This window comes from Cupriavidus sp. SHE (genome assembly GCF_000812445.1).
Classification (GTDB): domain Bacteria; phylum Pseudomonadota; class Gammaproteobacteria; order Burkholderiales; family Burkholderiaceae; genus Cupriavidus; species Cupriavidus metallidurans.
The window spans coordinates 110385-133897 of sequence record NZ_JWMB01000015.1; the positions used below are offsets into that span (position 1 = coordinate 110385).

General features: G+C 61.6%; 17 protein-coding genes and 1 pseudogene. 1 reads left to right on the plus strand and 17 read right to left on the minus strand.

What is annotated here, in order from left to right; translation table 11 throughout:
- Positions 1 to 2: 2 nt before the first annotated feature.
- Positions 3 to 2795 carry a ribosome-associated ATPase/putative transporter RbbA gene (rbbA, locus tag RN01_RS07370; protein ID WP_024570234.1) on the minus strand — a complete coding sequence of 931 codons (2793 nt, stop codon included), beginning with the start codon at positions 2793 to 2795 and terminating at the stop codon, positions 3 to 5.
- A 3-nt stretch (positions 2796 to 2798) separates the two neighbouring features.
- Positions 2799 to 3779, minus strand: a complete 981-nt coding sequence (locus tag RN01_RS07375) for an HlyD family secretion protein (protein ID WP_024570233.1) — start codon at positions 3777 to 3779, stop codon at positions 2799 to 2801.
- A gap of 495 nt (positions 3780 to 4274) precedes the next feature.
- Here RN01_RS07375 and RN01_RS35060 point away from each other — a divergent pair.
- A pseudogene (locus tag RN01_RS35060) lies at positions 4275 to 4531 on the plus strand (hypothetical protein); the annotation flags it as partial.
- Positions 4532 to 4816: 285 nt separating this feature from the next.
- On the opposite strand, the gene RN01_RS07380 reads toward RN01_RS35060, so the two are convergent.
- The 15 genes from RN01_RS07380 to RN01_RS07450 all read right to left on the minus strand — a co-directional run bounded on the left by RN01_RS07380 (position 4817) and on the right by RN01_RS07450 (position 23497).
- Positions 4817 to 5122, minus strand: a complete 306-nt coding sequence (locus RN01_RS07380; RefSeq protein ID WP_017515571.1) for a hypothetical protein — start codon at positions 5120 to 5122, stop codon at positions 4817 to 4819.
- Positions 5113 to 6840, minus strand: a complete 1728-nt coding sequence (locus RN01_RS07385) for a patatin-like phospholipase family protein (RefSeq protein WP_024570232.1) — start codon at positions 6838 to 6840, stop codon at positions 5113 to 5115. The genes RN01_RS07380 and RN01_RS07385 overlap by 10 nt, the downstream gene beginning before the upstream one ends.
- A 527-nt stretch (positions 6841 to 7367) precedes the next feature.
- Entirely contained in the window at positions 7368 to 8291 is a 924-nt protein-coding gene (locus RN01_RS07390; RefSeq protein WP_017515778.1) for a hypothetical protein, read from the minus strand.
- Between the two features lie 28 nt (positions 8292 to 8319).
- On the minus strand, positions 8320 to 9324 hold the full coding sequence (locus tag RN01_RS07395) for a YqaJ viral recombinase family protein (RefSeq protein ID WP_024570231.1): 1005 nt from the start codon (positions 9322 to 9324) through the stop codon (positions 8320 to 8322).
- Positions 9325 to 9441: 117 nt separating this feature from the next.
- The gene (locus RN01_RS07400) at positions 9442 to 10425 is read right to left on the minus strand and encodes a DUF932 domain-containing protein (protein ID WP_017514710.1); all 984 of its coding nucleotides are present in this window, start codon (positions 10423 to 10425) and stop codon (positions 9442 to 9444) included.
- A 95-nt stretch (positions 10426 to 10520) separates the two neighbouring features.
- Complete coding sequence (locus RN01_RS32475) at positions 10521 to 11135, minus strand: hypothetical protein (RefSeq protein ID WP_017514709.1); 615 nt, start codon at positions 11133 to 11135, stop codon at positions 10521 to 10523.
- Positions 11113 to 11622: a hypothetical protein gene (locus RN01_RS07410; protein ID WP_017514708.1), complete on the minus strand. Its 510-nt coding sequence runs from the start codon at positions 11620 to 11622 to the stop codon at positions 11113 to 11115. The genes RN01_RS32475 and RN01_RS07410 overlap by 23 nt, the downstream gene beginning before the upstream one ends.
- Before the next feature lie 10 nt (positions 11623 to 11632).
- Entirely contained in the window at positions 11633 to 12037 is a 405-nt protein-coding gene (locus RN01_RS07415) for an antirestriction protein (protein WP_029700334.1), read from the minus strand.
- A gap of 108 nt (positions 12038 to 12145) precedes the next feature.
- The gene (locus RN01_RS35005; RefSeq protein ID WP_017514706.1) at positions 12146 to 12466 is read right to left on the minus strand and encodes a hypothetical protein; all 321 of its coding nucleotides are present in this window, start codon (positions 12464 to 12466) and stop codon (positions 12146 to 12148) included.
- Positions 12467 to 12835: 369 nt separating this feature from the next.
- A complete protein-coding gene (locus tag RN01_RS32915; RefSeq protein WP_160171256.1) occupies positions 12836 to 13612 on the minus strand; it encodes an HNH endonuclease in 777 nt (258 codons plus the stop codon).
- 167 nt (positions 13613 to 13779) lie between these two features.
- Complete coding sequence (locus tag RN01_RS34275) at positions 13780 to 14655, minus strand: glycoside hydrolase family 75 protein (RefSeq protein ID WP_024570229.1); 876 nt, start codon at positions 14653 to 14655, stop codon at positions 13780 to 13782.
- Between the two features lie 1181 nt (positions 14656 to 15836).
- Positions 15837 to 17816, minus strand: a complete 1980-nt coding sequence (locus RN01_RS07435) for a DNA/RNA non-specific endonuclease (RefSeq protein ID WP_017513006.1) — start codon at positions 17814 to 17816, stop codon at positions 15837 to 15839.
- Between the two features lie 11 nt (positions 17817 to 17827).
- Positions 17828 to 20941 (minus strand): ATP-binding protein, encoded by a 3114-nt coding sequence (locus RN01_RS07440; RefSeq protein ID WP_017513005.1) that lies wholly within the window; start codon positions 20939 to 20941, stop codon positions 17828 to 17830.
- A complete protein-coding gene (locus RN01_RS07445; RefSeq protein WP_024570228.1) occupies positions 20938 to 22752 on the minus strand; it encodes a serine protease in 1815 nt (604 codons plus the stop codon). The genes RN01_RS07440 and RN01_RS07445 overlap by 4 nt, the downstream gene beginning before the upstream one ends.
- Before the next feature lie 394 nt (positions 22753 to 23146).
- Complete coding sequence (locus RN01_RS07450) at positions 23147 to 23497, minus strand: hypothetical protein (protein WP_017515687.1); 351 nt, start codon at positions 23495 to 23497, stop codon at positions 23147 to 23149.
- Positions 23498 to 23513: the final 16 nt, after the last annotated feature.

Consider the following 23513-nt stretch of genomic DNA (forward strand, 5'->3'; position numbering starts at 1 on the left):
GCTTAAGCCTCCTGCTTGCGCAACAGGCATCGCGCACCGCCCAGGTAGGCCAACGCGAAGCCGAGCAGCGCCAGGTACATGGTGCCGAAGCTGTCCGCGCCCAACCCCTTGGTAAAGCTGCCCAGGCTGATGAGCTGGAACCAGGAGGAAGGGAAGCCCAGCCCGACCCAATAGCCGCTGCCAGTCAGCGTGGAGACGGGATAAAGCAGGCCGGAGAAGTTGACCGAGGGAATCAGGCACAGGATGGCGGCGCCAAAGATCGCGGCGACCTGCGAGCGCACGAACGTCGACATCATCAAGCCCAGGCCGGTCGAGGCCAGAATGAACAGCAACGCGCCGAGCGACAGGGCGAGGAAGGACCCCTTGAGCGGTACCTGCAGCAGCGTGACGGTCAGGGCCACCAGCGCCAGATAGGCCAGCATGGCTAGGCCGACGTAGGGCAACTGCTTGCCCACTAGGTACTCGCCTACGCTTGCCGGCGAGGCGTAGAGATTGGTGATGGAGCCCATCTCCTTTTCGCGCACCACACCCAGCGCCGTCAGCATGGTGGGAATCAGGATCAGCGCTAGCATGATGATGCCCGGGGTGATGGCATAGATGCTGCGAAATTGCTCGTTGTAGACGAAGCGTGTTTCTACCCTTAACGGCAGGGCGGGGGCCACCACAGGCAGCGTGCGTGCGCGTGCCTGCGCGAAGCCCAACAGCGTGGCGTTGACATAGCTACGCACGATGGCGCCAGGGAAGGGACTGGAGCCATCGATATGAAAGGCTACCTCGGGACGGCGCCCGGCCAGGAGGTCGCGACCGAAGCCCGAGGGGATCTCTACGACCAGCGATGCGCTGGCGGCGCGCAGCACATACCGCGCCTGTGTTTCATCGTACGCACTGCCCGCCGGCACGAAATAGCGTGAGCCGGCGAACTGCTCGAGCAGTTCGCGGCTGGCCAGGCTCTGGTCGCGATCGAGCACGGCAAAGCGTACATTTTCCACGTCAAAGGACACGCTCCAGGCCGCCGCCAACAGCAGGACGATCGGTCCGATGATGGCGAAGGCGAGCCGTAGCTTGTCGCGCGCCAGCTCGATGGACTCGCGTCGGGCGAAGGCCCAGATGCGGGCCAGGGGCGCCGCGACGACACGGCGAGGCGGCGGCTCCATGCCGCCACCTGGGGTTTGAATGCTGCCCGCCGGTCGCTTCGCCTGGGATTGTGCAGCGGAAGGCGTAGGGGTGGGTGCCGGCGGCGCGGCGGCCTTGGACTCGGCCTCTTCCAGGTAGGCGACGAAGGCATCCTCCAGCGTGTTGGCATGGCGCCGTTGGCGCAGATCCTCCGGTGTGCCGACCGCGAGCACGCGGCCGCGGTGCATGAAGGATATCCGGTCGCAGCGGGCGGCCTCGTTCATGAAATGGGTGGAAACGAAGATGGTCACGCGCTGCTCGCGCGACAGCTTTGCCAGGTGGCGCCAGAACATGTCGCGCGCGCCAGGGTCGACCCCGGAGGTTGGCTCGTCCAGGATCAGCACCTCAGGGCCGTGCAGACAGGCTGCAGCAAGTTGCAGCCGCTGGCGGATGCCCAGCGACAGGGCGGCCGGGCGTTCGTCGGCGTAAGGCGCCAGCTCGAATCCGGCCAGCGCCTGCGCGACCGCATCGCGGGCCTGCTCACCTTCCATGCGGTAGAGACGGGCATGTAGGTCCAGGTTCTGCTGCACCGACAGTTCCTCATATAGCGAGAAGGACTGGGACATATACCCGACGCGCATGCGGGTGCGCATGTCGGTGGCATCGATCGGCTTGCCCAGCAGCCGGGCGGTGCCGCTGGTGACGTCGAGGAGGCCAGTCAGCATCTTCATGGTGGTGGTCTTGCCGCAGCCGTTGGAGCCGAGGAAGCCGAAGATCTCACTGCGCTCGATGCGGAAGCTGACATGATCGACGGCGACGAAGTCGCCAAAGCTGCGCGTGAGGTCCTCGGCCTCGATCGCTGGCTCGCCGTCCTCCGGCGCATGTGGAGGGATGATCAGGCCCGTGGCGTCGCCGCGCCGCGCTGCCGGTAGCAGCGAGATATAGGCTTGTTCCAAGTCTTCGGTGCCCGCGCGCTGCAGGACTGCGGCGGTGCTGTCGCTGACCAGGATGCGGCCCTCATCCATTGCCACCAAGTGCTCGAAGCGCTGGGCTTCCTCCATATAGGCGGTGGCCACAATCACGCTCATGCCCTGGTGTTCGGCCCGCAGGTCCTCGACCAGGGTCCAGAACTGGCGCCGGGATAAGGGATCGACGCCAGTAGTAGGTTCGTCGAGAATCAGCAGGTCGGGGTTGTGCACCAACGCGCAGCACAGCCCGAGCTTCTGCTTCATGCCACCTGACAGCTTGCCTGCGGGGCGGTGAGGAAAGGGGGCGAGACCGGTCGCGTCGAGCAGCCGCCGGATGCGTGCGGCGCGCTCCCGCGCAGGGAGTCCGAACAAGCGCCCAAAGAAATCAACGTTCTCATATACAGACAGCGTGGGATAGAGATTGCGTCCCAGCCCCTGGGGCATGTATGCCACGCGCGGGAGGATGGATTCGCGCTGGGCGCGATTCCGCAGGTCGGCACCCAGTACCGAGGCCTGTCCCTGCTGGATGCGCTTGACGCCAGCGATGATGCCAAGCAGCGTCGACTTGCCTACGCCGTCGGGACCGATCAGGCCGATCGTGCTGTGGCCAGGCAGGCTTAGCGAGACGCCCTCCAGCGCTCGCGTGCCACCGTACCTGTGCGTCAGCCCCTCCACGCAAATGGCGCTGGGTTGCACGCCGCTGATGTCGCCCACGTCCTATTCCCCGCGCAGGGCCAGCGTTGCCGGCCAGGGCTTGGCAGGATCCAGCCGGACATAGCCATCGCCGGTCATACCTGCCTTCAGCCGCGCCGCGAGCTTTCGTGCCACCTCTACCGGCAACTGCAGCTTGATGCGGTACATCAGCTTGGCGCGCTCCCCCTCTGTCTCTACGTACTTGGGCGTGAACTGGGCCTCTGCGGCGACATATCCGATGCGGGCAGGAATGACTTCTCCGGGAAAAGCATCCAGCACAATACGGGCCGGTGCACCGATGGCCAACCGGCCAGCCTGGGGGGCAGGCAGGAAGACGGTGAAGTAGATATCGTCCGGATTGAGCAGCGAGACGACGCGTCCGCCCGGGGGAAGCACTGTGCCGATCTCCACAACGCGGTATTCGACACGGCCCGCCAGCGGCGCAAGCACCGTGGTTTCTGCCAGCACGGCTTTCAGGCGCGTGACCTGGGCATCCGATTCGGCCACGGTGGCGCGCGCCTCACCAAGTGCCGCGCGGGCGGCGTCGACACCAGCCTGCTCGCCGTCCAGCGCAATCCGCCGGCGGTCCCGCTCGACCGCGGACACCTGACCTTCATTGAATAGCTTGGTCGTCTCGGACCACTCAAGCCGGGCCAGGCGCTGGCGCGCAATGCGTGCATTGGTCTCTGCCTGCGCCCGCTGCGCGGCGTCGGCTGCCCTCGCCCGTGCGGCCGTTGCGGCCTCGAGCTGGGCGCGCAGTTCCGCGTCGTCCTGGCGTGCCACTATTGCTCCGGCAGCCAGCACATCGCCTTCGTGCACGGGCAACTCGATCACGCGGCCACCGTACTTGACGGCCAAATCGACCCGCGCCATCTCCAGTCGACCATTCGCGTGGGCGATTTCTGCCGGCCATCGCTCGCCCCGTCCGTACCTCCACCACAGAACTACAGCGGCGAGCAACACGATGAAAAGGGCCAGCAGGCCCCAGCGGAGTTTGTTCTTCATTTAACTGCTCGCTGAATCATTGGAGGAACTTGGAGTGCTCCGCACGCGACGGTGCTGCAAGGCGCGGCAGCTCCAGGAGGGCGATTAAGCAACATGCTACATCGCCTTGTGCGCTGCACAAGCCCCGTTTGTGGGGGAAGGGCTAGCAGGAACGACTTCTTTGATCATTCGCAAGGCTGTCGTAGAGGGATTCCTCGGTTTTCCGAGGGGCCATCGGGTCTTGACAGCGGGCTGCGCACCGCGCGGCGAAGTTCGCCAAGCAAGTGGTCCGCCGGCGCATCGGCAAGCCGCGAGGGGCGCAGGAGGCATCGAACCGGATCATTCGAGAAGCCCAGCGCGTGTACTTATTGCGCGGTACTTCATCGAAAAACGGCCCAACCAGCGTATGCTGACCGGGCCGTTTTGGTCAGGCTGGCATCTCAATCGGCGCCGAAGTGCCCATGGGTCAGTCGTGCTGGCGGCATTGCATCACGTAGATGATCTTGCCCTGAACACATTGCTGAGCGTATCGCGACCTACCTGAGGAGCGCGAAAACGGAGCGGCGGTTTCCCCTTGCTACGCACAACGCAAACATTCCGGTCTTTGGCGACGCAGCGTGGATTGGGATCTTCGCTGCGACGGACGTTTATGTCGAGATGCCGGCCGGTGCGCAAGGCCCCGTTGACGTGCCCGAGATTCGTGAGCGTGTTGCCGAGATCCTCGAAGGGGGACGGGAAGCCTTTCCCAACGCAGACCGAAGTACGGATTCTGAAAGAACGCGATGCTCAAGACGGAACTGTTGGAAAATCACGTTCGGGCAGGGCGCCCCTAGCCCGGGGGTGGCTATGGTGGTTGTTATGTTCCCCCGCATTATCGCAGCGGCGATGTCGGCGAAAAATTCTCAAGCAGCGCTCGCGAGAAGGCGTTGCGCTCAATAGGAGGCGTAGCCAGGGCGTCTTCTCCCACGTGCTCGATCCAATACTTCCAAGTTGCTGATCGGCAAAAAAAGAAAGGGGCGCAGTTTTGCGCCCCTTTTTTACCTTTCGAATCTTGTCGGTCAACCAACAACCACAACCATTTCACCAGCGACTTTTGCCTTCTCCCGAGCCGCATCCGAATCGCGGATCGCTTGGTCTACCTTGGAGCGCAGCATCGCCGCTCGCCCGCTCGGTAAGCGAGCGGGGCCCACAGTTTCGATGATCATCACTTCCGGCGCTGTTGCAGAGCCGACCACTAGCTTGACCATAGTGCGGGCAGAGTTGCGGGGATAAGTGCCTTTTTCGTTGCTTTCGGTGCTGCCAAAGTCCTTCTTGGACTCACCAAAGCGCTTGCCACCACGATAGCCGAATGTCTTTAGTGCCATGGTAACGATGTACTCCGTTGAACGGCCTTGTGAAGGCCACTTTGCTGAACATAATTTAGCACAGTGCTGTGCAAAATGCGCATGAAGGCATCGGACGCATCTGGGGCGATCGGAACGTGCAGGGCCAAGTCAAACTCGACAACTATTACGAGGGGTCGCAGCGGGCGGTTGTCTATTCTCGCAAGGGCGCCACTGCTATCCAGGTCGTAACAGGGGATCGTCAACCGCCAGAATTGGCCGGCCCATTCGTCGTCGTCTCCCCCTGTTCCCTGAGCGTAGGAATATTTGCCTGTCTCCCAAGCGTCGGTGATGTCTCCGTCGGGATCAGGTGGCACGCGAAATCCTCTTCCGTAAGCCGTTGCCAGGGAGCCATAGTAACCGCGGGGTCGGAGCGCCAATGCTACCTTTACCTGGAACGGCCCGGGAATTACCCAGACGTTAGAGGCGCTGTTGATTTTATCCATGAGCTCTGCGCGCAGATGCTCACATGCCAAGTCCAGAATCTCTGGATAAGTGGTCAGGTCCTCTTTGAGCCTTTCGCGAACGGCCGCTCTCGACTGGGTCACGGCCTGGCCGAGGCGGCTCACACCAGCATCGAAATCGAGCAAGTCGAGCTCGCATGCGATCGGAACATGGATAGCGTCCTCCACGCCCCGCATATCAAGCTCCATAGTTCCTGCAATCACTGAAGAACTGATTGCGCCAAGCCAGTGGCCTTCATGGGGCGTCTCGGCGGATGGCTTGGCAGGGACGATGCCAAATGCGATCGTGACGGCGTCTTCAACCAACTCACGCTCGGAGTCGAGGGTCCACACAGGAAGGTTCGAAATAAATCCGCCATCAAGGAAGCGCCGCTCGCGAGCGTCCTTATCGAAACCGCTGCCACGCGTGCACAAGAAGCTCCATGGTTGGAAGATTCCTGGCAGGCAGATGGAGGCCGCCACGGCGTCGGCCACGGGAACGTGGGGCGTCCTCTCACGAGAGAACACTTCCCCACATTTGTCAGACACATTCGTTGCCACAATACTGAGCGGCAGTCCTCCTGCCTTTGCAAGCTGCTCGAAAGTGATACCCTTCGAATCCCGAATCTTCAAGCCAAGCTTGTGTTCCAGCGCATGATCAATGAAGTCGCGTACGCGCTTCACGGTGGTGATCCCCTTGAGTAGGCGAGAAACAAGCGCAACCGCTCCGATGCACAGCAACACGCCCACAGTTTTTGCCAGGATCGGATAGTAAGCGTCGAGCCACGACAGGCCGGCGAACGCCAATATCAGACCCCAGATCGTTATTGGAAGAAAGTGAGGGGCGACCAGTCGGCACAGCCTGATGACCTGCCACGGACCCCAGCCAAAGAAGTCAACAGCCTTGTTGAAACCAAGGCGCGGGCCCAATGCGCTGAGGATGTGGGTTTTCGATTCTGCGTGGAACAGTTCGTAGCCCTGGTAGCCAGCTGCTGCAAGAGCGGCCACCATCGCACCTGCTGACGTTCCGGCCACGCCTTGGATGCTTAGTTTCTCGTCTTCAACCGCACTCAGTGCACCGACATGGACGATACCCTTTGCGCCACCGCCCTGAAAAACTAGGAAGGCCGGGGTTCTGTCATCTTCGGGAACGTCGATGTCAGACCCGTTCTCGCAATCGTGGAGCCCGGACTCGTCGTCATCAGGGGGCCTATTTTCCCAGAATGCGGTTGGACGTCGGAAGTCGCCCGGCGTCATAAGTTTGCTTTCAGGTCTTCTTCTCGACATTGAATAAACATGGAGGAATCTGGAATGTAGGCGCCGACGTCGCTGATGATCGCGGCCCAGCTTTGTACCGGACTATCATCGGCTCAGCGTGCCGAGATTGTAGGTCGTTTCGCGACAATCCGGGCACGCTCGTAGGGCTTTGAGTTTATGGGCCAAGCGTTCTAGATTGATTGCCCGTGTTCGCCTCTCTGGTTAGGAGCCTTCAATACGATCCGGTACATAACGAAAGGCGGAAGATCATCACGTCGACATTGACACTCTGAAGCCAGCAATGCATCCCTCGAATGTCGATGGTTTTCTCTACATGTCTCGACACGTCAATACAGAAGAGGTGCTGGTGATCTTTGAGCGCGCAAGGAAGAAACTGACGCCTAGTGACGCCGTTAGTTTTCTGGATTAGCCGGAACAACGATCGGCACCACAGATTGAACAAGGGGCGCCGGAGTCTGGCAGGCAAGGCCTGCCAGACTCCGATTCCGCCATCTTCTCGCTCTCCGCTAGCCGATTTCGACGGTTTGGGCTTTGTGCTCAAGTTTGTCGCGTAGCGCTCTTCCTTTGCCGGTGCCGCGTGGTTCGGCCGAGCCTAGGGCGCCGTCGTCCGAGGCCTCGGCGTTTCCACTGGCGGTGTCGTCGCTTGCGTCCACGATCTCGGGCAAGTCCTCTGGGCATTCTTCGAACGCGCCGCACGCGAGGCCGTCTCTTGCCGCAGCGTCAAGCGCCAGTTGATCAAAGCCCGCCGCCGCGCGGCGCCCATGGATCTCATGAGCTTCTTGGATTGCAGCAGCGAGGTTGCTGCCTGTGCGCGTAACAAGATCGACGTAGTAGATCGGCGTACGGAAGCTTTGGGCGGTTGATTTCCCGCGCAGCCTCAGCTCCAGCGGTAGGCTCGCCAAATGTCCACCGGAGGCCGCGTGATAGTAGCGAAGCCTTGCACACAGCGTCCGGATGGAGTTGTAAGACGTGGTGCGAAATATAAAGGTCCCTAGCTCGTCCTCATTGTCGATGACAACATTGAGCCGGGCAAAGGGCTTGCACCCGCGATCTTGCCCGAAATCGCAGGCATCTGCGCCTGGGCAGTCCATGGCTGTGACGCTGCCTTCGACAAGGCGCCGACATTTCTGGCCGTCACCCACACATACGGGCCGGCCGGATTCCCGGTCAAAGAGCGTATAGGCGGCGCGCAAACTGAGGGCGGGATCATTAAAGAGCAGGCGCACGGGTAGGGCGCGCAATTTGCCACCGGAGCCCTTTCTCAGCGCTTCGTCGAGCGGGTGGAGGATCCAGCCATCGCGATTCTGCAGTTGGCTGGTGAGAGTGAACTGGTCGTCCTTTTCTGGCAGACGCTTGCCATTTTTTTCGACCACACGACCGATTGATATCCGACCAATGACGGGTGGCGTGATTGCGAGTCCTTTGATCATGACTGGGATTCCCAAGGGGGTAATTGAATCATTCTGGGCGCACGAGAAACCGCCGCGTGCCAGGTTTTGTTGATGCGTAGCGCGTCCTGAATGCCGGGTTCTCCGCGAGAAGTCTTTCGGTATCAAGGCCATCCGAATCCTTGCTGCGCCGGTACAGCACTTCGCCCGTTTCAAAGCGGGCCCGGGAGGCCTCACCCATGGCGAGCTGGATCTCCTGCTTGAGCGCCGCAGCGGACTTCTCGCGCGTATCAATCTCTGCGCGAAGGGCAACTAGATCTGCGAAGGCGGAGCTCAGGCGGCGGTTCTCCGTGAAATCGAGGGTGGCGCCGTTGTCTGCGGGGAAAAGATGTCGCAAGGCGCGCTCGGCCGATTCGGAGCCGTCTGTTGGCGGCGGGGTGTCAGCGGTGACGAAATGCCAGAATCGAGCCTCGAGCTCGATGAGCCGGAAGATGAGCCGTTCGTCCCGCTCGATCCGATGCACTTCGAGTCGCTGCCCATTGAGCAAGACCGCGACGTGAGCGGCGCGCTTGCCAGTTACGGCAAGTTGATGCTGGACCTGGAGCTGGACGTATTCCGGTACGCCATCGCGCCACAGCCGGGCGCCAAACTCGGCCGCCGTCTTGCATTCGAGGATCTGCACGTCCGGTGCGCCTACGACCTCGCGATCGACGTTGGCCAGCATGAACGGCACCGAGGCATGGCGCAGCACTGCGTTCACGCGTCTCACGCGGTTGCCTGTCTCGCGCATATAGGCGGCGGCAACCACGGGCTCGAGCATCGTGCCCCAGTAGACGGGCTCGGTCGCGTCTTCAGAATTGGGAGCGGGCAGGTCCGCGTCACGGCCAGTCTTGATCATCCAAAGCTCGAGCTGGCTCATGTAGGGACTCAGGCCCACAGCGGCCGCGGCATCCGAGCCGCCAATGCCCGTGCGGCGCACGGCCAGCCAGTCCTCCCTGGCCAGGCCTTTGGTATCGACCAGGCGCAGGGCGGGACGTATGGCGCTACAAGTTTGAGGGGGATAGAGAGAGGTCATCATCGTGACTCCAAAAAAAGAAAGCCCGCCGCGAGTCACTCGCGGCGGGCTTTGTGTTCAGAAATGGCGCAAGCAAACTTGCGCTTGCGTTCGCAGAAATGGGTACGGCAAGGGTGCCTAGGCCACCAGCTTGAGCGCTTCGTCCCAGGCTTTTTGCTTGAGGGCGGCGCCCTGTCCGAACCAGGCAGCGTCAAGCCGATGGTCGGCGCTGCGGGCGCGCCGGTGGTGGTCGACAAACTCGGTGACGCTGTTGACCAGTCCCCAGGCTGTCCCATCGGACGAGGCGAGCTTGGCCCCCAGCCCCTTGCCGCTGTAGAGCTCCCAGATGCCTTTCATTGCTCGGTCATTGATGGCTACGGGCTCCGGGCTTGGCGTGCCCTGGGTTCGCTCGACGGCGGGGTACGCCAACAGACGCCGGAAGAATTGCTCGGCGGTATTGGCTCGGACTTTGCGGGCGGAGAGGGCCTTCATGCGGACCATGAACTCGTCCCAGGAGGAGATGGCGATGCCCAGCTGGCGCTTGACTGCATCCGCATCGAACTGGCTGCGGTGCGGGACCTTGACCGCGCCCGTGCTGTCACCCAATGCCACTGAGAGCGTGTTGTTGCACACGACGCGCACCGAAGTGAACTGGGCAGTTGTCGCGAGCGTTCCATCACAGGCCGTGGCAAGCAGCAGGTATCCGTTGACGGTGTCCTTGCCTGGCAGTGAAACGCCGTGGCCTGTGCGGGCCAGTGCCCATAGCTTCTTGCCCTCCTTGAGCACGCCGGCGGTCTCGAGCTCGTAGCCGCCAACCTCGGTGAGATCACGATAGAACTCCAGGATCTCGGCCGGTTGCACGACCTGATATCGACCCGACACGACCGAGAGCGGGGCATTGGTGTCGGAACGATAGAGGACCTTCTGCGAGGGGAACGGCATGGTGTGCGGGATGTCGGTGCCGTCATTGCCAGGCGCGAAGCGGACTTCTGTTTCTTCGATGCGCCAGTTCATGCCGGCGCGCTCGGCCCATACTTCCAGCGGCTGGTTGGGCGCGAGACGACTGCCCAGGCCGTGCCAGGGGGTGGCGTTTGTATAAGCCATGGTTTGAACGAGATGCATGGTGAAGCTCCTTTCGGTCGGTAGAAAGCAAAAAGCCCGGCACATGACCGGGCGGGGAAGGGGAAGGGAAAATGGGAAACTGCGAAGAGTTTGCGTCAGGGGTTTGACGCAGGGGGCAAAACTGTGACGCCGCTTCCCGCGGCGCGCTCGCGAACGAATGTACGAGGCAGCGCTGCGCGAAAGGGCAGGCCGGGTGCGCTACAGGTCAGTCGCTGCCCTCTGGACTGAAGAATCGTGAACTCGGTGGCCTGCCCGCGTGTACCAAAGGAGACGGGTTCGGCAAATCGCAGCACCGAACCGACAGCAAGGGGAGGGGCTGATTTGCGTTGCGCATGCCTGGCGCGACAGCTCTCGCGCCACGCGTTTGCGTTGAGGTTCTGAGTCGGGGTAAGACAATCGAGAATTCGCTCGGGGCAACGCGCCTCGTAGGGACCCATGTCCTCGCTCATGGTCTTGTAGCTGAAGTTGAAGGCCCCTGGGTACTGCGTCTTGCGCATGCGAACGAGGACGACCAGCGCAAAGACTTCGCGCTCGCCAGTCGTTTTGTGGACGCGCTCCACTGCGGCGTACCAGGTCGACGCCGCCACCAGGGCACTGTCGATCACGCGGTATCTGTGCGGAGCGTCGGTCGCCCATCGCGTGGTGCCCTGCCGCTCAAAGAACGCGGCGATGGACTCGCCCTTGGGTTTATGGGTGCTGATCCAGCCCATGATGACTCCTTGCTGTTGCGTTGTTGGTTGGGCCCGGCGACGCACCGGGGTGATGAAATACTGTCCAGTCGCCATAGAAGCGGGCGTCGTAACGGATGAGACCTTCCCGGATACTTAGCCAGCCGTCCGTCTGATAAAAGATGGTGTCGACGGCCGGATGGCGGCGAAGCGCCGGATCCCTGCGCAGTGCTTCGATCGACGGCGCCGGGTTTCCTGGGAGGTCGCGCCATGCGTCATTGCGTCGGTAGCCGCAGATGGGCGACTCTTCGGGGAACGCGAGCGCCCAGTTGGCGGCGTCTTCAAAGGCGAACTTGATTTCGCTCGCGTACGTGGTGTGGACATACCGCAGCGGCCCGAGCATAGGCCCGGGGTACCCCCACTTGTGCAGCACCTCGTCGGGTGTGTCCCGGCCATGGAAGAGGGCGAGGTAGAGCCCCGGGCGCAGGGTGGTGGGGTCGGTCTCGCCATAGATGGGAAGCTTGTCCATTGGCATGCGCTCAATCGATGAGCGCCAGGATGGCGGCGCTCTCAGGGTGCTCGAGCGCGAACTCGCGCAGCCAGTGGAAGTGTTCTCCGATGTGCGCCATGCCAGGGCGAAAGGCGAGATGGCTGAAGGTATAGAGGCAGGCGACGATGCCGGCGGCCTCGGCACTGATCGTTGCGTCACTGTCGTTCATCGCGTTAGCGAGGCGCAGCGTCTCTTCAGTGTGTGGGGCCATGAAGCAGCCGCCATTGGTCAGGTCGTAGAAGTCCCAGAGGCCACCCTGATAGGCCGGGCAGAGGCGGCTAAGCTGTGTGTAGATGCTGGCTTCGATCAGCATGGTGGTCGGCATGCCGAAGTGCCGGGGAAGAAAAGCGGGGCGTCCCTGGGTCGGGACCGCAATCTTGGTGATGGTGGTCATGGCTGTGCGAAAGATAGAAAGCAAAAAGCCCGGCATAACGCCGGGCCTTTCGGTAAAAAAGTGGTGGGCCGACGCAGCCGAAGCGGTCGTGGATGAACAGGTAAAGATCTACAGCTGGCGCGTGTTGAAGACGTGCTGGCAGTCCTGGCACGAGAAGTTGTCGAGCAACTTCTCGTCGATGTATTCACCGACCTTGGCGCCGGTGGCGCACCCGGTGATGCTGCCAATCAGGCCACCGAGGATGGCGCCGGCGATCGTGCCGACGGGGCCGGCAAAGGATCCGACGACGGCGCCGGCTTCGGCCCCGCTCACGGCGGCAGACGCGCCGCCCAGCGCACCGGCCACACCGCCGATGACGCCGGCGCCAGTGCGGGCGATGTCGCGCGATTCAACGCGCGTGGAATTGCATCGAGGGCAAAGTGGCGTCATGGGCAACTCCGGTGAGGCTCGGAGTGCCGTGTCAACAGGCAAAACAATCGGGATTGACGGGGGATGGGTATCACAGTGACTCCATGAAGTGGAAATTCGATGGGTGAACCGCCCGAACGCGCAGATCGTCGGGGATTCGTGTCAGTGATATGGGATTGAAATTTTCTGGATTCCGCCAGCGGCCACCCGTCGGCCTGGTGAACTTGAGGCCGGATGGGCAGGCTCACGGTTCGGCAGGCTAAAAATAGGGCTGCATACACCGGGACCTAGGGAAGGCGAGAACCAGAGGAGAGCTCAGGCGTCGAATCTGTGGACACCACGGAATTTCTCCGCCTCCGATCGGGGTCATAGTTGCGCGGGTCAGCGTAATCACCGGACCATATACAGTCCGTAAGCTTCACGTAGACACTCGTCGAGTTCGATAATTCGATGTTGATCATCGAGCTTGAGCAGGCCAGCGTCATAGGCGCGGTGAAGATCCACTCGCAACGGGATGCCATCTTGCGCTGCATTGTCGCCGCTCTGCCAACTCCTGCCTTCCAAATGCGCCGCCTCCAGCATCTCCGGAATATCGCATCCCGTGATAACGCAACGGGACTCGTGCAGTCCGAACACCGCTTTTCTAAATGCCTTTTGCTGCAAGCGCTGCTTCACCTGGACCATTGCGTAGGTCGGGCCGTCGCGCTGGTCGATGTGCGTATCCAGGTAACGACTCGTATGGCGACCGCGGACATCGCCGAAGAAAGAGGCCGGATCGAAGTACGAGTAAGTCATCGCGCCTTCTTGCTTCAGAATTTTCCTTAATCCTCGCTGACCAGGATTGTCAAGGTTCAAATCCCCAATCTCGAAACATTGAACATCACCAACAATCAGCGAAAAGATCCCGCTATCGGGTTCGCGTTCCCTTGAGCCAAGGTAGGCGCCAAGCCACAGTCGATTGTGGCGCTCGACGAAGTGAATAGCAAAACCCGAACCTGGTGACACGCGTGATGGTCGTCCAGGCCAGTATCCGTCGAGCATGTCCCCCGGATGTCGGGCACGCGGTCGATAGTTGCCCTCTGACTCGGGATGCTTGTTTTTTGTGACTACAGCGGGTGCGCCAAGCGCCAGTAAAATGCCAAGAATCTCGTCTGCTGTCGTGGACATCCCAACCATCATGATTCGCCTCGGTCTGAGTTCGCGAGCTTAGCCACTATTGTTAGTAGGTTCGCTACGTTGGCATTCTCCGCGCTCCGCGCTTTCGAGCGCCCGAAGCACGAGATCCTTGGGCAAGCAGTTCCTTGCAGTCATCGTCCGAGCAGACGATGGGGCAGTTATCGGAGTCCGCTCAGACCTGGGCAATTCGACAGCGCCGCGGCGCCGCCAGCTTGCTCGACAAGCTTTTTGCCTTCAGTGTCGATATCTGCCGCGCTCAGGGGCCAACGGCCCCGCAATTTATGCGCCGTGCCTGGGAAAATGAGTGTTGTCGCAGGGTCTGTGCTGTCGATCGGTGCGACGCTCTTGCCACCGTGCAGTGCAGCGAGTGCGGCGCGTGATGCCTCGCCAAGTTTGTTGCCCGGTCCAGTGTCGCCAACTACCGCGTACACGCTACGGCTTTTCCACACGACTACTGCAAGGTCACCCACAGCCCATGGCGTGTCTACGGGTAGTTTTATCTTTCCGGGTAATACAACGTAGGGCACTTTCGCGGCGTCGACATAGTCAGCTTGCACCCTTGATGTATCGGTGACACCCGGACGGCGCAACGCAGTGGTGGTCAGATAGTAATTGGAAGACTGCTTCCGGCTATCCAATTGTAGAATGGGAGTCCCGCAGCGCTTGTCGCTGGCCTGGCCGAAGCTACTAGGGTAGCCGCACGCACGAGGCTCTGAGGCAATGCCGTACCAGATCATGCAGAGTCGTCCCGGCCCACATTCCGGGAACCCGGCATCGCGGATCGCGATGTAGTCCTCCTTACACATCTGACTCCGATTGGCGCCACCGAGCTTGCCAACCGAACCACCGTCGCCATAGCGGTTGTATAGACGGTTGTCCACGAACTCCAGAACTGAGCCGCCGACACAGATGTGGTCCAGTCCCGGATCCGTGCTGGCGTCCGTGTTACCGCGGTGGTAGGCATTGGGGGCACCGTCGTCGTCGCGGGCAACCTGGGACGTGTAGGCGACGACATCGGGTTGGGTGCGGCGCATTGTCTTGGCATTGACGAGTAGCGGTGGCAACGTACTTGATGTTACTTGCGAGAGAGGGCACGTCTGAGCCCATGTCACTGACGCAGCTGGGCCGAGCGCGACTGCCAAGCCCACCGCGTAAGTAAGGCGCAGGCTCATCGACTGACGCCGCGAATGACCGAAGCGCAGATGTATGGATTCATGATCCGACCTCAGCCTATGCATCAATCTGATTTCTCCCCGAACTCGAAAAGGACGCGCCGGTAGTGTGCAAAGTCCGAAATTCCCGCTCGCAAAAAGTATAGGCGATAGATAAGTGGCGCCGGCGAAAGACGACAAGACCCATTTGCCAGCGCTTCTGTGTGATCGCCGACTGGGGCGGCGGGCAGCGAGCTTTGACAGTATGGCGACTGTCAGTGCAATGCTCCACCAGCGCTGGAGACAAGATCCAATGTCTTCAGGCAAGAGGGTGAGGGCAGAGCAATCAGGCGCGGACAAAAAAGAGCGGGGACGACAAACGTCGTCGCCGCTTTCAAAGATCAAGGAAGTTCCGAGTCCAATTCCCGCCAGCGCATGAAAGCCGCCGATGAGAATACGAGATAGGACAGAAGACACAACAAAGGACTGGTGTCTCATCTCGCGCCTGTCCTACCATTCGGGCGCTCCGGGAAGTGAAAGCGCCCAGAACAAGCAGGCACAAGGATCTCAGGCAGATTTTTCGTTCTCGTGAACGAAAATACGGAGATTGATCGCGCATTGGGTTCGCCGCGAGGTAACGTATATGGCATCGCCAGCGCGGTGGACGGCTACGAGACTTGACTGGTCTTCGCAGCCAGGTCTCTCTTTAAAGAGATACTATTGCGCGCAGGAACGATCCAATTCTGATGCCTCGGCTCCCATCTTCCGAAGTGCTGGCCGGCAATGCTTCGGGCCAGAACTATCGCAGCATCACAGCCAAAGCCCTTGACCGTCAGGTCTCCGCTGGGCAGGGTGCCAACTTGAATCTCACCGCCAGGAATCTTGTAGATACTCATCGCTTCTTCTTGGTGTGTTGATAGGGGAGATGATGAAAAATGCTGTGCGGTGGGGCCACTGGAAATGAACGAGGGTCTGCCAGTCCTGCGGACTGTGGACACCCAGACAGCGAAGCGGTGCCGAGGCGCCAAGGGTTGGATTGCGTCCCTCGGCGCCGCATTCTCGGCCTACAGAACCACGTCGGTCACTTCAACGATTGGCAAAAACACCGGTTCGCCGCGCTTGATTGCCTCGCGACCCTCGGTGGACTTGAAGAGAGGGTCGGCCTTGACATAGGCGCTAAAGTCATACCCTGTGGCCTCGGCCAGATCGGAGATTGCGACTTGGAACGTGCGATAGCCCCCCAGGACAAATCCCTCCAGGACCTCGGTGCGCGAACGCTTCTCGAGAAGGTCGCGGATGAGCTGGCCCTGGCTCAGGATATAGGCGGTCGCGTGCAGCGCCTTGTCCTTCGCATCCAGTGTGGCCACGAGCTTCCAGAACTCAAGCGGTGCGATCGCGCCGTCGATCTCGATTTCGTCGTCTTCGCTCTTCGGGTCTCGCAAGATGGGGCCGGTGAAGACGCAGGCCTTGAACCCGTAGGTCCTGGCGCTGTCCAGAATATAGTTCTCCAGGCCCTGCCAGAGCGCTTTGCCTTGATTCAGGCGGGAGTGCTGTGCGGCTGCGTTGACATAGTGAAAGGTGTCGTCATTGGCTTGTTGTGCGTCGGCGCCCCAATTCGGATCCTCGCGCCGCACCATATGGCCCCGGTCGATCTCGGGATCCCGAAAGTTCGTTGCATTTAGCTGCATGGATTTCGGAATGCGCTCATCGGCGAACCACCTGTCGGCGCTGCGCTTGATCCGCACAGTGGCCGTACCATCAATGTTGACGCCAGTGACCAGCGGCAACTTGAGCTCTCCGGAGTATTTCACGCCAAAGTGCGTGTAGCGCAGCTCATTTGCCTCGGGTGGACTGTCGCTCGGCTCGGCAAGGCCTTCTGCAAGATGCGTCGGCAGACCTGGCCAGGGCGTTGCTACTGCGCGCGCGCTGTCGCTCTTCTTGAGGAACTTCGTGTTAAAGCCCTCTCGACCCTCGAATTTCTCGGCAGTGTGGCTGCCATCCGTGGCCTCGTCTTGGCTCGCCTGTTGCGGGACGAAGACCGATCGAGCGCCCTTCAGCAATTCGCTGAGTGTCTTGGCGCTGACGGCGGTATTCTCCTTGCCGTAGACGCCCGAGAAGTGCAATCCGATGACTTTGCCATCGTCGAGCCGGATCAGGGGCGAGCCGGAATTGCCACCCAGACTTGTACAATCGTACGTCAGGACGCCTTTGCTAGGCGACTGGAGGATCTTGCCGGGTGCAAAGCGCTTGACCTCATACAGATCGCGGAAATAGCGCGCCTGCGCGTTGGCGTCATTGCGCGAGTCGTAGGCCGGATAGCCGATCAGAGCAACCAGATCGCCCTTTGCCACCTTTACCTTGTCACCCGCGAGCTGAAAGGGGCTAGGTAGCGAAAAGCTCGCCGCTTCAATCCAAAGCAGCGCCACATCCGCCGAAGTGTCGTCAGCCAGGTATTCAACGCGGGTGAGCTCGGCCGTGCGGCTGTTGTCGTCGACTTTGCTCTCGACTTCCTCACCGAAATCGATCGCAGCACCGTAGCGGGCCCCTGATGGCGCACGCACGAACACCGCGGAGCCGTCCGCTTTTCGGCGCGCCACAATCTGAGCCACATGGCGGTTTGTTACGACGAGCGCGCCCTTTTTCTTGTGTTCGATCACCCAGCCTGTGCCACCCCAAGCCATCTGATGGTTACGGAACTCAATGCGCCCGACCGAGGGGACCCACTTTTCGACGCGTTTAATGAGAGAGGGGGTTTCCTGGGGCAACTCCGGCATCGGCTCCAACACCACGGTGTTGTTCCGGATCAGCAGTGGTGGGCGTCCCACCAGCGCCACGATTGCCTCAAGGCCTTCGAGCGCAGTCACTCCCGCGACGGCAACCGATTCCAGCGCTTGCCCTCCACTCAGTGCGTCGACGCTTGACCTGGACATGGCGCTCATCAGTGAGCGCGGGAGTCGGCCAGCGTCAAACGCAGCCCGCACGGCCGTCTCCATCTCTGGCGTCAGCCGCCTTTTCAGCGCTTCGAGTCTGTCGTTGTTCATCATTGTGCGTCCCTTCAGAATTCGCGGTGCATGATCAACACCGCCAGGGGCGGCACAAAGGCCGCCGGCGCACCGCACGCCAGCAGTCGCCTGGTAATGAGCTCGGGCCCAGCGTTCTCCTCTTCAAGTCTCGCCACCTCAGCCTGCAGGCGCGGCAGTCGCCTGCGCAATATCGGTAGTAGCGCCTTTGTTTTAAGGGCCGTGGCCCAGAGATCCAGGTCTTCGTGAGCCCGGAGCCGAGAATCTGTAGCCTCCATGAGATCGAGCAGCCGCGATTGAATCGTTTCGTCAACGGGAGGCAGCCGCCGCCATGGGCCGTGCCGACGACCAATCGACCAGTTGCCCGCCATCGTTTTTCGCCAACGCTCGGCAGCGCGGCCGATCAGCCTGAGTTCGCTGTTGCGCCGCACGAACGAGATGGCTTCTGCCCACTCAGCGAACAGGCCGGCGCCAGTGAGCCATCCGATCTGGTTGTCCGAGCGGAGTCCGACGGGCCGCAACTGCCCGGCGCCGACAAGTCGATCGGCTGTGGCGAAAGTGTCCACAGAGAGTTCCGCCGCGGCGCGCAGCCAATCGCCCCCATCCGTGATCGACAGGTTTTCGGCAAAAGCCGAGTACGGCGTGAGCGTCGCGATCAGTTGCCCAAAGGACAGCTGATCCACGTCGCCAGACGCCACGCGGCGAAACTGCTGGTGGCCCAGTTCCTGGGCAAGCATCGCCTGGTCTCCCTTGGCGCCGGCCCAGCGCTCGTTGGCGGCTGCGGCCAGGTCGCTCTCCCTTGAGTCCACCCGGGGGAAGTAGAAGGGTTCGGACAGATTCGAAAGCAGCAGTGCGAGCGCACCGTGACGCGCGCAACTGTCCTTGGCAGACACCGCTGCGCGCTGGAGCTGCTCCAGCAACGGCCGCCAGTCTTGCCAGCCTTTGCGTAGTCGCTCAGGGGTGAACTCGGCGCGCATCTCCAGTCGCGCGAGGGCGAGCGGCTCCGGCAACCTGGCAAGGTCATCGTCGGTGTTGTCAAAGCGGTCGCGTTCAGCGAGCCAGCGACGCGCTTGTGCCCATTGGCCTGATCGCCACAGAAACGTGCGGATCGCATCGGCAGCCTCCGAACGGGCATCGAGCCCGCCGGCATGCACGATCCTGCGCACGATATAGGCGCCTTCTCGCCAGTCCTGGCGCTGCAGGACGGCCTGGATCTCGCGCGAAACATCGACCTCGTCATCCCACGAACCGCTCGCGGGCACCGAGCCGCGGAATTGGCTAGTGCGCTCGCCCCGAGTTGCCCGCACGAGATCGGCTGCAGCACGTGGCAGCTCTTCAAGCGCCTCAGCATCGAACTGAGCAGCAAGCTGAATTGGCACGATCGGCGTGTCCCGTCTTACGCGGGTCAACTGCAGGCGGTGGTACATCGCCTCGACCTGCGCCCACGACTCCGGCCGGGCCGCAAACCAGCGCATAGCCGCTGCGTCAACCCGCGCAGATTGCTTGGTCGCCGACTGATAGAGGAGCGGGAGCAGCAACATACGCATGTCACTACGGTGCTTCAGGAACCCCGGCGCGCCCGCATCATATTCAACCAGCCAATGGTGTGTCGCCAACTGGCGCAACAGCTCGTCGGCTCGCTCGGCAGTAATGCGCCCGAGTCCAAGTGTCGGGGCTAGTACCGTGCGGATGAGTTCTGCGTTGATTCGCCGCACGATGAGGCCTGGATGCGCGAGCCGCCTCAAATCTGGGTCATCGATGCGCGACAGGAGCATTCGGTAAAGGAAGGCGGCATCGATCTCGCTACCACGCTTGCGCTTGCGCAGGTGCTCGATGCCCGAGCGCTTGGCAACCTCGGCCGCAAGCCTTAGCTTCAGAGGATTGCCCTGTGCGAGCGCAAGTAGTTCGGGTTGAAGGTGTCGGGGTGCTTCCAGTATGTTCAGCAGGGCAAGTGCCGCGTCGTCCCTCAGCCCAGTCAGTTCGAGGCGCCTCACCCGTGCCGGCCCGCTGCTGGCTGTCGAACCGTCAACACTTGCGTCACCTATCTGTCTCAGGCTGTCAAGTGCGTCGCCTCTGCCCGCCGCGAGTACGTGCATGGGCTTGACCCCTTTGGCGACGAGGGCGTCAAGCCAGTCGAAGAGTGTCTCGGGATGGGTCTCGCCGCGTCCGCGCAGCACTTCGAGCGTGTCCAGCACAACCAGCACTGGCCTGCCTGCGGCGGCCACGGACTCGCCAAGCATTGATGCGAGCGGCTCGGGTAGTCCTCGGCGAAGGTTCAGTCGCGACCTCGCGCTCGGGTTCAGTTCCGAGATACGGCCGGCGTCGAGCCGCGCGTTCATGAGGCGGGAGCCGGCCTCGCCCAACTGCTCGCCCAGCTGGCGCGCGGCCTCCATGGTGAGGCCACGCTGATCCTGAACATCGAGTCCGGCTCGATCGAAGTCGAGCCGAAGGATCAGTGGCTGGTGGCTTTCAAAGTAGAGGCGCACAGACTCGGCGAGCAGCGTCGATTTGCCAATACCGGGCCCGCCGGTAATGAACAGGCAAGTCGTGGGAGGGGCGTCGACGGGATGCGAGAGCCACTGCGCGACTTGCGCGCACTCATCCTCGCGCCCGACAAAGCCACGCTCGCCGACGCGGCGTAGATTCTCATTCCGATGGATCTCGGCCAGCGCCGAGCGCGCGGGCTGAAGGAGGTCTCTGGCAGGCGCCGCCTCGCCGGCACGATCGAGAGCGATGATGACGCGTTCGAGCGCGATGATGAGGTGCTCGGAACTCACGGTGGTGGTGCGTGCAGCAAGGACGGCGCGGATGTTCGCGCGTGCGAGTGGTGGCTCGTCAAGTAGAACGGCCAGCAGATCCGCCGTTTCCGGATCAGGGTGCTTCGCGCGGCGTGCGGCCACCGCTGCGGCGAGCTGCGATGGGTTCAGCGAGTTGAGGAGGGCGTGACGGGCCGATGTTCGCATGAGCCAGCGTTCGCTGGCGCCAACGGGACTGGTGTCGCAGGACTCTGCCAGCGCTGTCGCGGCCATGACGAGACGGTCAACGCCCACAGGCGGCGCCAAGGAGCGAAGGGCTTCCTTCGGGATGAAGGGCCCGGAGAGCGCAGCGTAGAGCTGAACCTGATCTGGAAGGAGGTTGTCTGCATTCATTCGTTGCCTCCTTCGTCACGAAGCTGCTTCAGGCGCACCTGTACCCGGGAAGCGATCATCGCCCGATGCGTGCTGTCATAGCGGCCATTGACCGGATGGAGATCCATGAGCGCCTCCCGGGTCCATTCCTTCATGCGCTCAGGGCTAATCATGCAATTCATGTCGTCGGCTGCGGACTGGATGAGGTTGCGGACGTCGACTTCCATCACGTCGGATAGATACTCGACAATCAGCCCCGGCGCGCCCTCGGGATCGACGGCCGATGGTGTTTCGAACTGCGCTCCCGGCATTTGGATTGCCTCATAGCCCGCCAGGGCCAGGCGCAGGTGTTCAAGCCGCAGGGCCTGGTCCACGAAGGCGGTCAATGCCCAGCGGGACTCGTCACCGAACATTACCGACGGATGGTCAAAGAACACCCAGAGCCGGATGTTGAGTTCTGCCGCTTTCTGATCAAGCGCCTGGGCCAACCGGCGGCTGCGGTCCGCTACCACGGCCTCCGGAGCAGTCTGGTCCACGCCGACGCCGCTCATGGCCTCTGGCGCCTTGATGTCAATACTCGCGGCTGAGGCCCGGCGAGCGATTTCGTTCGGTAGATCGCGAACCAGAGCGTCAAAGCTGATACGGATCAGTCGGGTGTTGGGGCTACGCGCTACGAGCTTGTCCAGCATCTCGAAAGAGAAGGGTAGGCCCGACACGTCGTTCTGGAGGTCGACACGACGAATCCACAGGCCCCGCACTCGCGTCGGCCCCCGCATGGCGGCGTGATAGCCAATAAAGAACGTGTCGCGACCGACCACCAGCCCGCTCTCTGGCGTGCCATCAAGCGACCAGAGCTTCTCGGGTGTCTCATCGGCCGCGATCACGTCACGCACGATGCTGTCGAAGCGGACCAGCGGTACTAAGCGGCCACGACCTCGTGCCCGGCCCTGATGAATGCCTGCCAAGGAAAAGCTCGTGTCAAAGCAGCCCCCGCCCGATGAGCCACCGTGAGTGGCTGTGACGTTATAGCCCCATCGCGCCCTGATGTTGGGCAGCGCTCGCAGTTTGGCAAACTCCACGCCGCGCCACTCGCCTTCAGGGTGGGAAATCAATACGACGTCCGCCGGGCCGCGATACTCGTACGCCGGGGAAGCCAAGGGGGCGAACGTCAGGTGAATGCCAGCTGGCTCCTTTAGGCGCAGCAGCGCAACGTCGTGGCGGCCATCGACTTCCGCATCTGATTTTGGCGCACGACCTCGGTCCGGGGGCCACTCCATAGAACCGCAGCGAGACGTCGCACTTTGCAATACGACTGCGGCAATCGTGCGCCCGTCCGCAAGTACCACGTCGATTTCTGGGTGCTCGGTCACCGTATCGTCTGGCCCGGCGACGGCGATGACATGCCACGCCGTCAGTGCCGAACTCGGGCCGACAAGGATGCCGGAGCCTGCCACTGCACCTCTGACCCGAATCTTGCAGCGAAACGCGTCAACCTGGTCCAGAAAGGTGCTTAGCCTCTTTGGGTCGAACATCGAGTGCTGATAGTCGAGCGTCCAGGCCTGTATGGCCAGGCCGCGCAGGCGAAGCGCCGTAACGAAGGTGGGCAGGCAATCCTTGCTCTTGAGCCATTGCACCCAGAACTTTGCCCGGTCAGCGTTTAGAAGGTTCGCGGCGGCATCCAATGCGTCGGCGCTTGGCAGCTCGTCTTCGCGCCCAACGCGGATTTGTGCGAGTGCCTCGATGGCGCGCCCGCGCGTTTCCGGCTCTCGAATGGCATCTTCGATATCCTCTTCCTTAAACTCCAGTTCGCGAGGTGGCGCAGGAAAACTCATCAGACGCTAGTCTCCGTTACAGCTGTCGTTGGGAATTTCCGCCGAACCCCGGGCGCTTCGGCTTAAGGGGAATCGGCCAATTTGTCGGAGGTGACAAATTGGCTATTGGTGCCACTGCCATCATATCCCGAAGCACCGGCCACATTCAGGTGAGTGGAAACAAAAAAACTTGCGACGAGCGCGGGCTACGGCGAGCTCGATGCCCACCAATGGGACGTCGACCCGCACCTATATTTCGATCGATCTCACTGAATCGTCTACCCCCATCTGAGTAGAGGGGCTGGCAAGCACAAAGACCGAATTTGGACTGCAGGTGCGAGCAACGGATTTGAGCGCTGGGAGCCAAACTTGGACGGCGTCATCGATTGGCCTCCAGAAACTGTGCGTGTCGTACTCATGCGCAATTCATTGGCCTGACATCTCGTTCCATCTGCTCCTGTGCGCATGCTGTCAGCGCGGCTGTATTCAGTTCGCGTTTTGCCCGGTAGATGTACGCGACGACGCCCAAGGCCGTGCCGCGGTAGACCTTGAGCGGCGAGCCGATCTGCTTTCTCAGGGCGATGCATTCTTCTATCCAGATGCAGTAAATGCGCCAGGATGGGTGAATGGTGCCAGGCGGCGCACGCTTGAGCAATTCGTGATAGTCCGGCTCGTCGAGCCAGAGAATCGCAGGTGGGATGCTTGTCGTGCCGAAATCGGGTAAGAACGCTGGCTGGGACTTGCTGCCAGCCTGAGTGAAGGTCATGAGGCGCCAAAAAAAA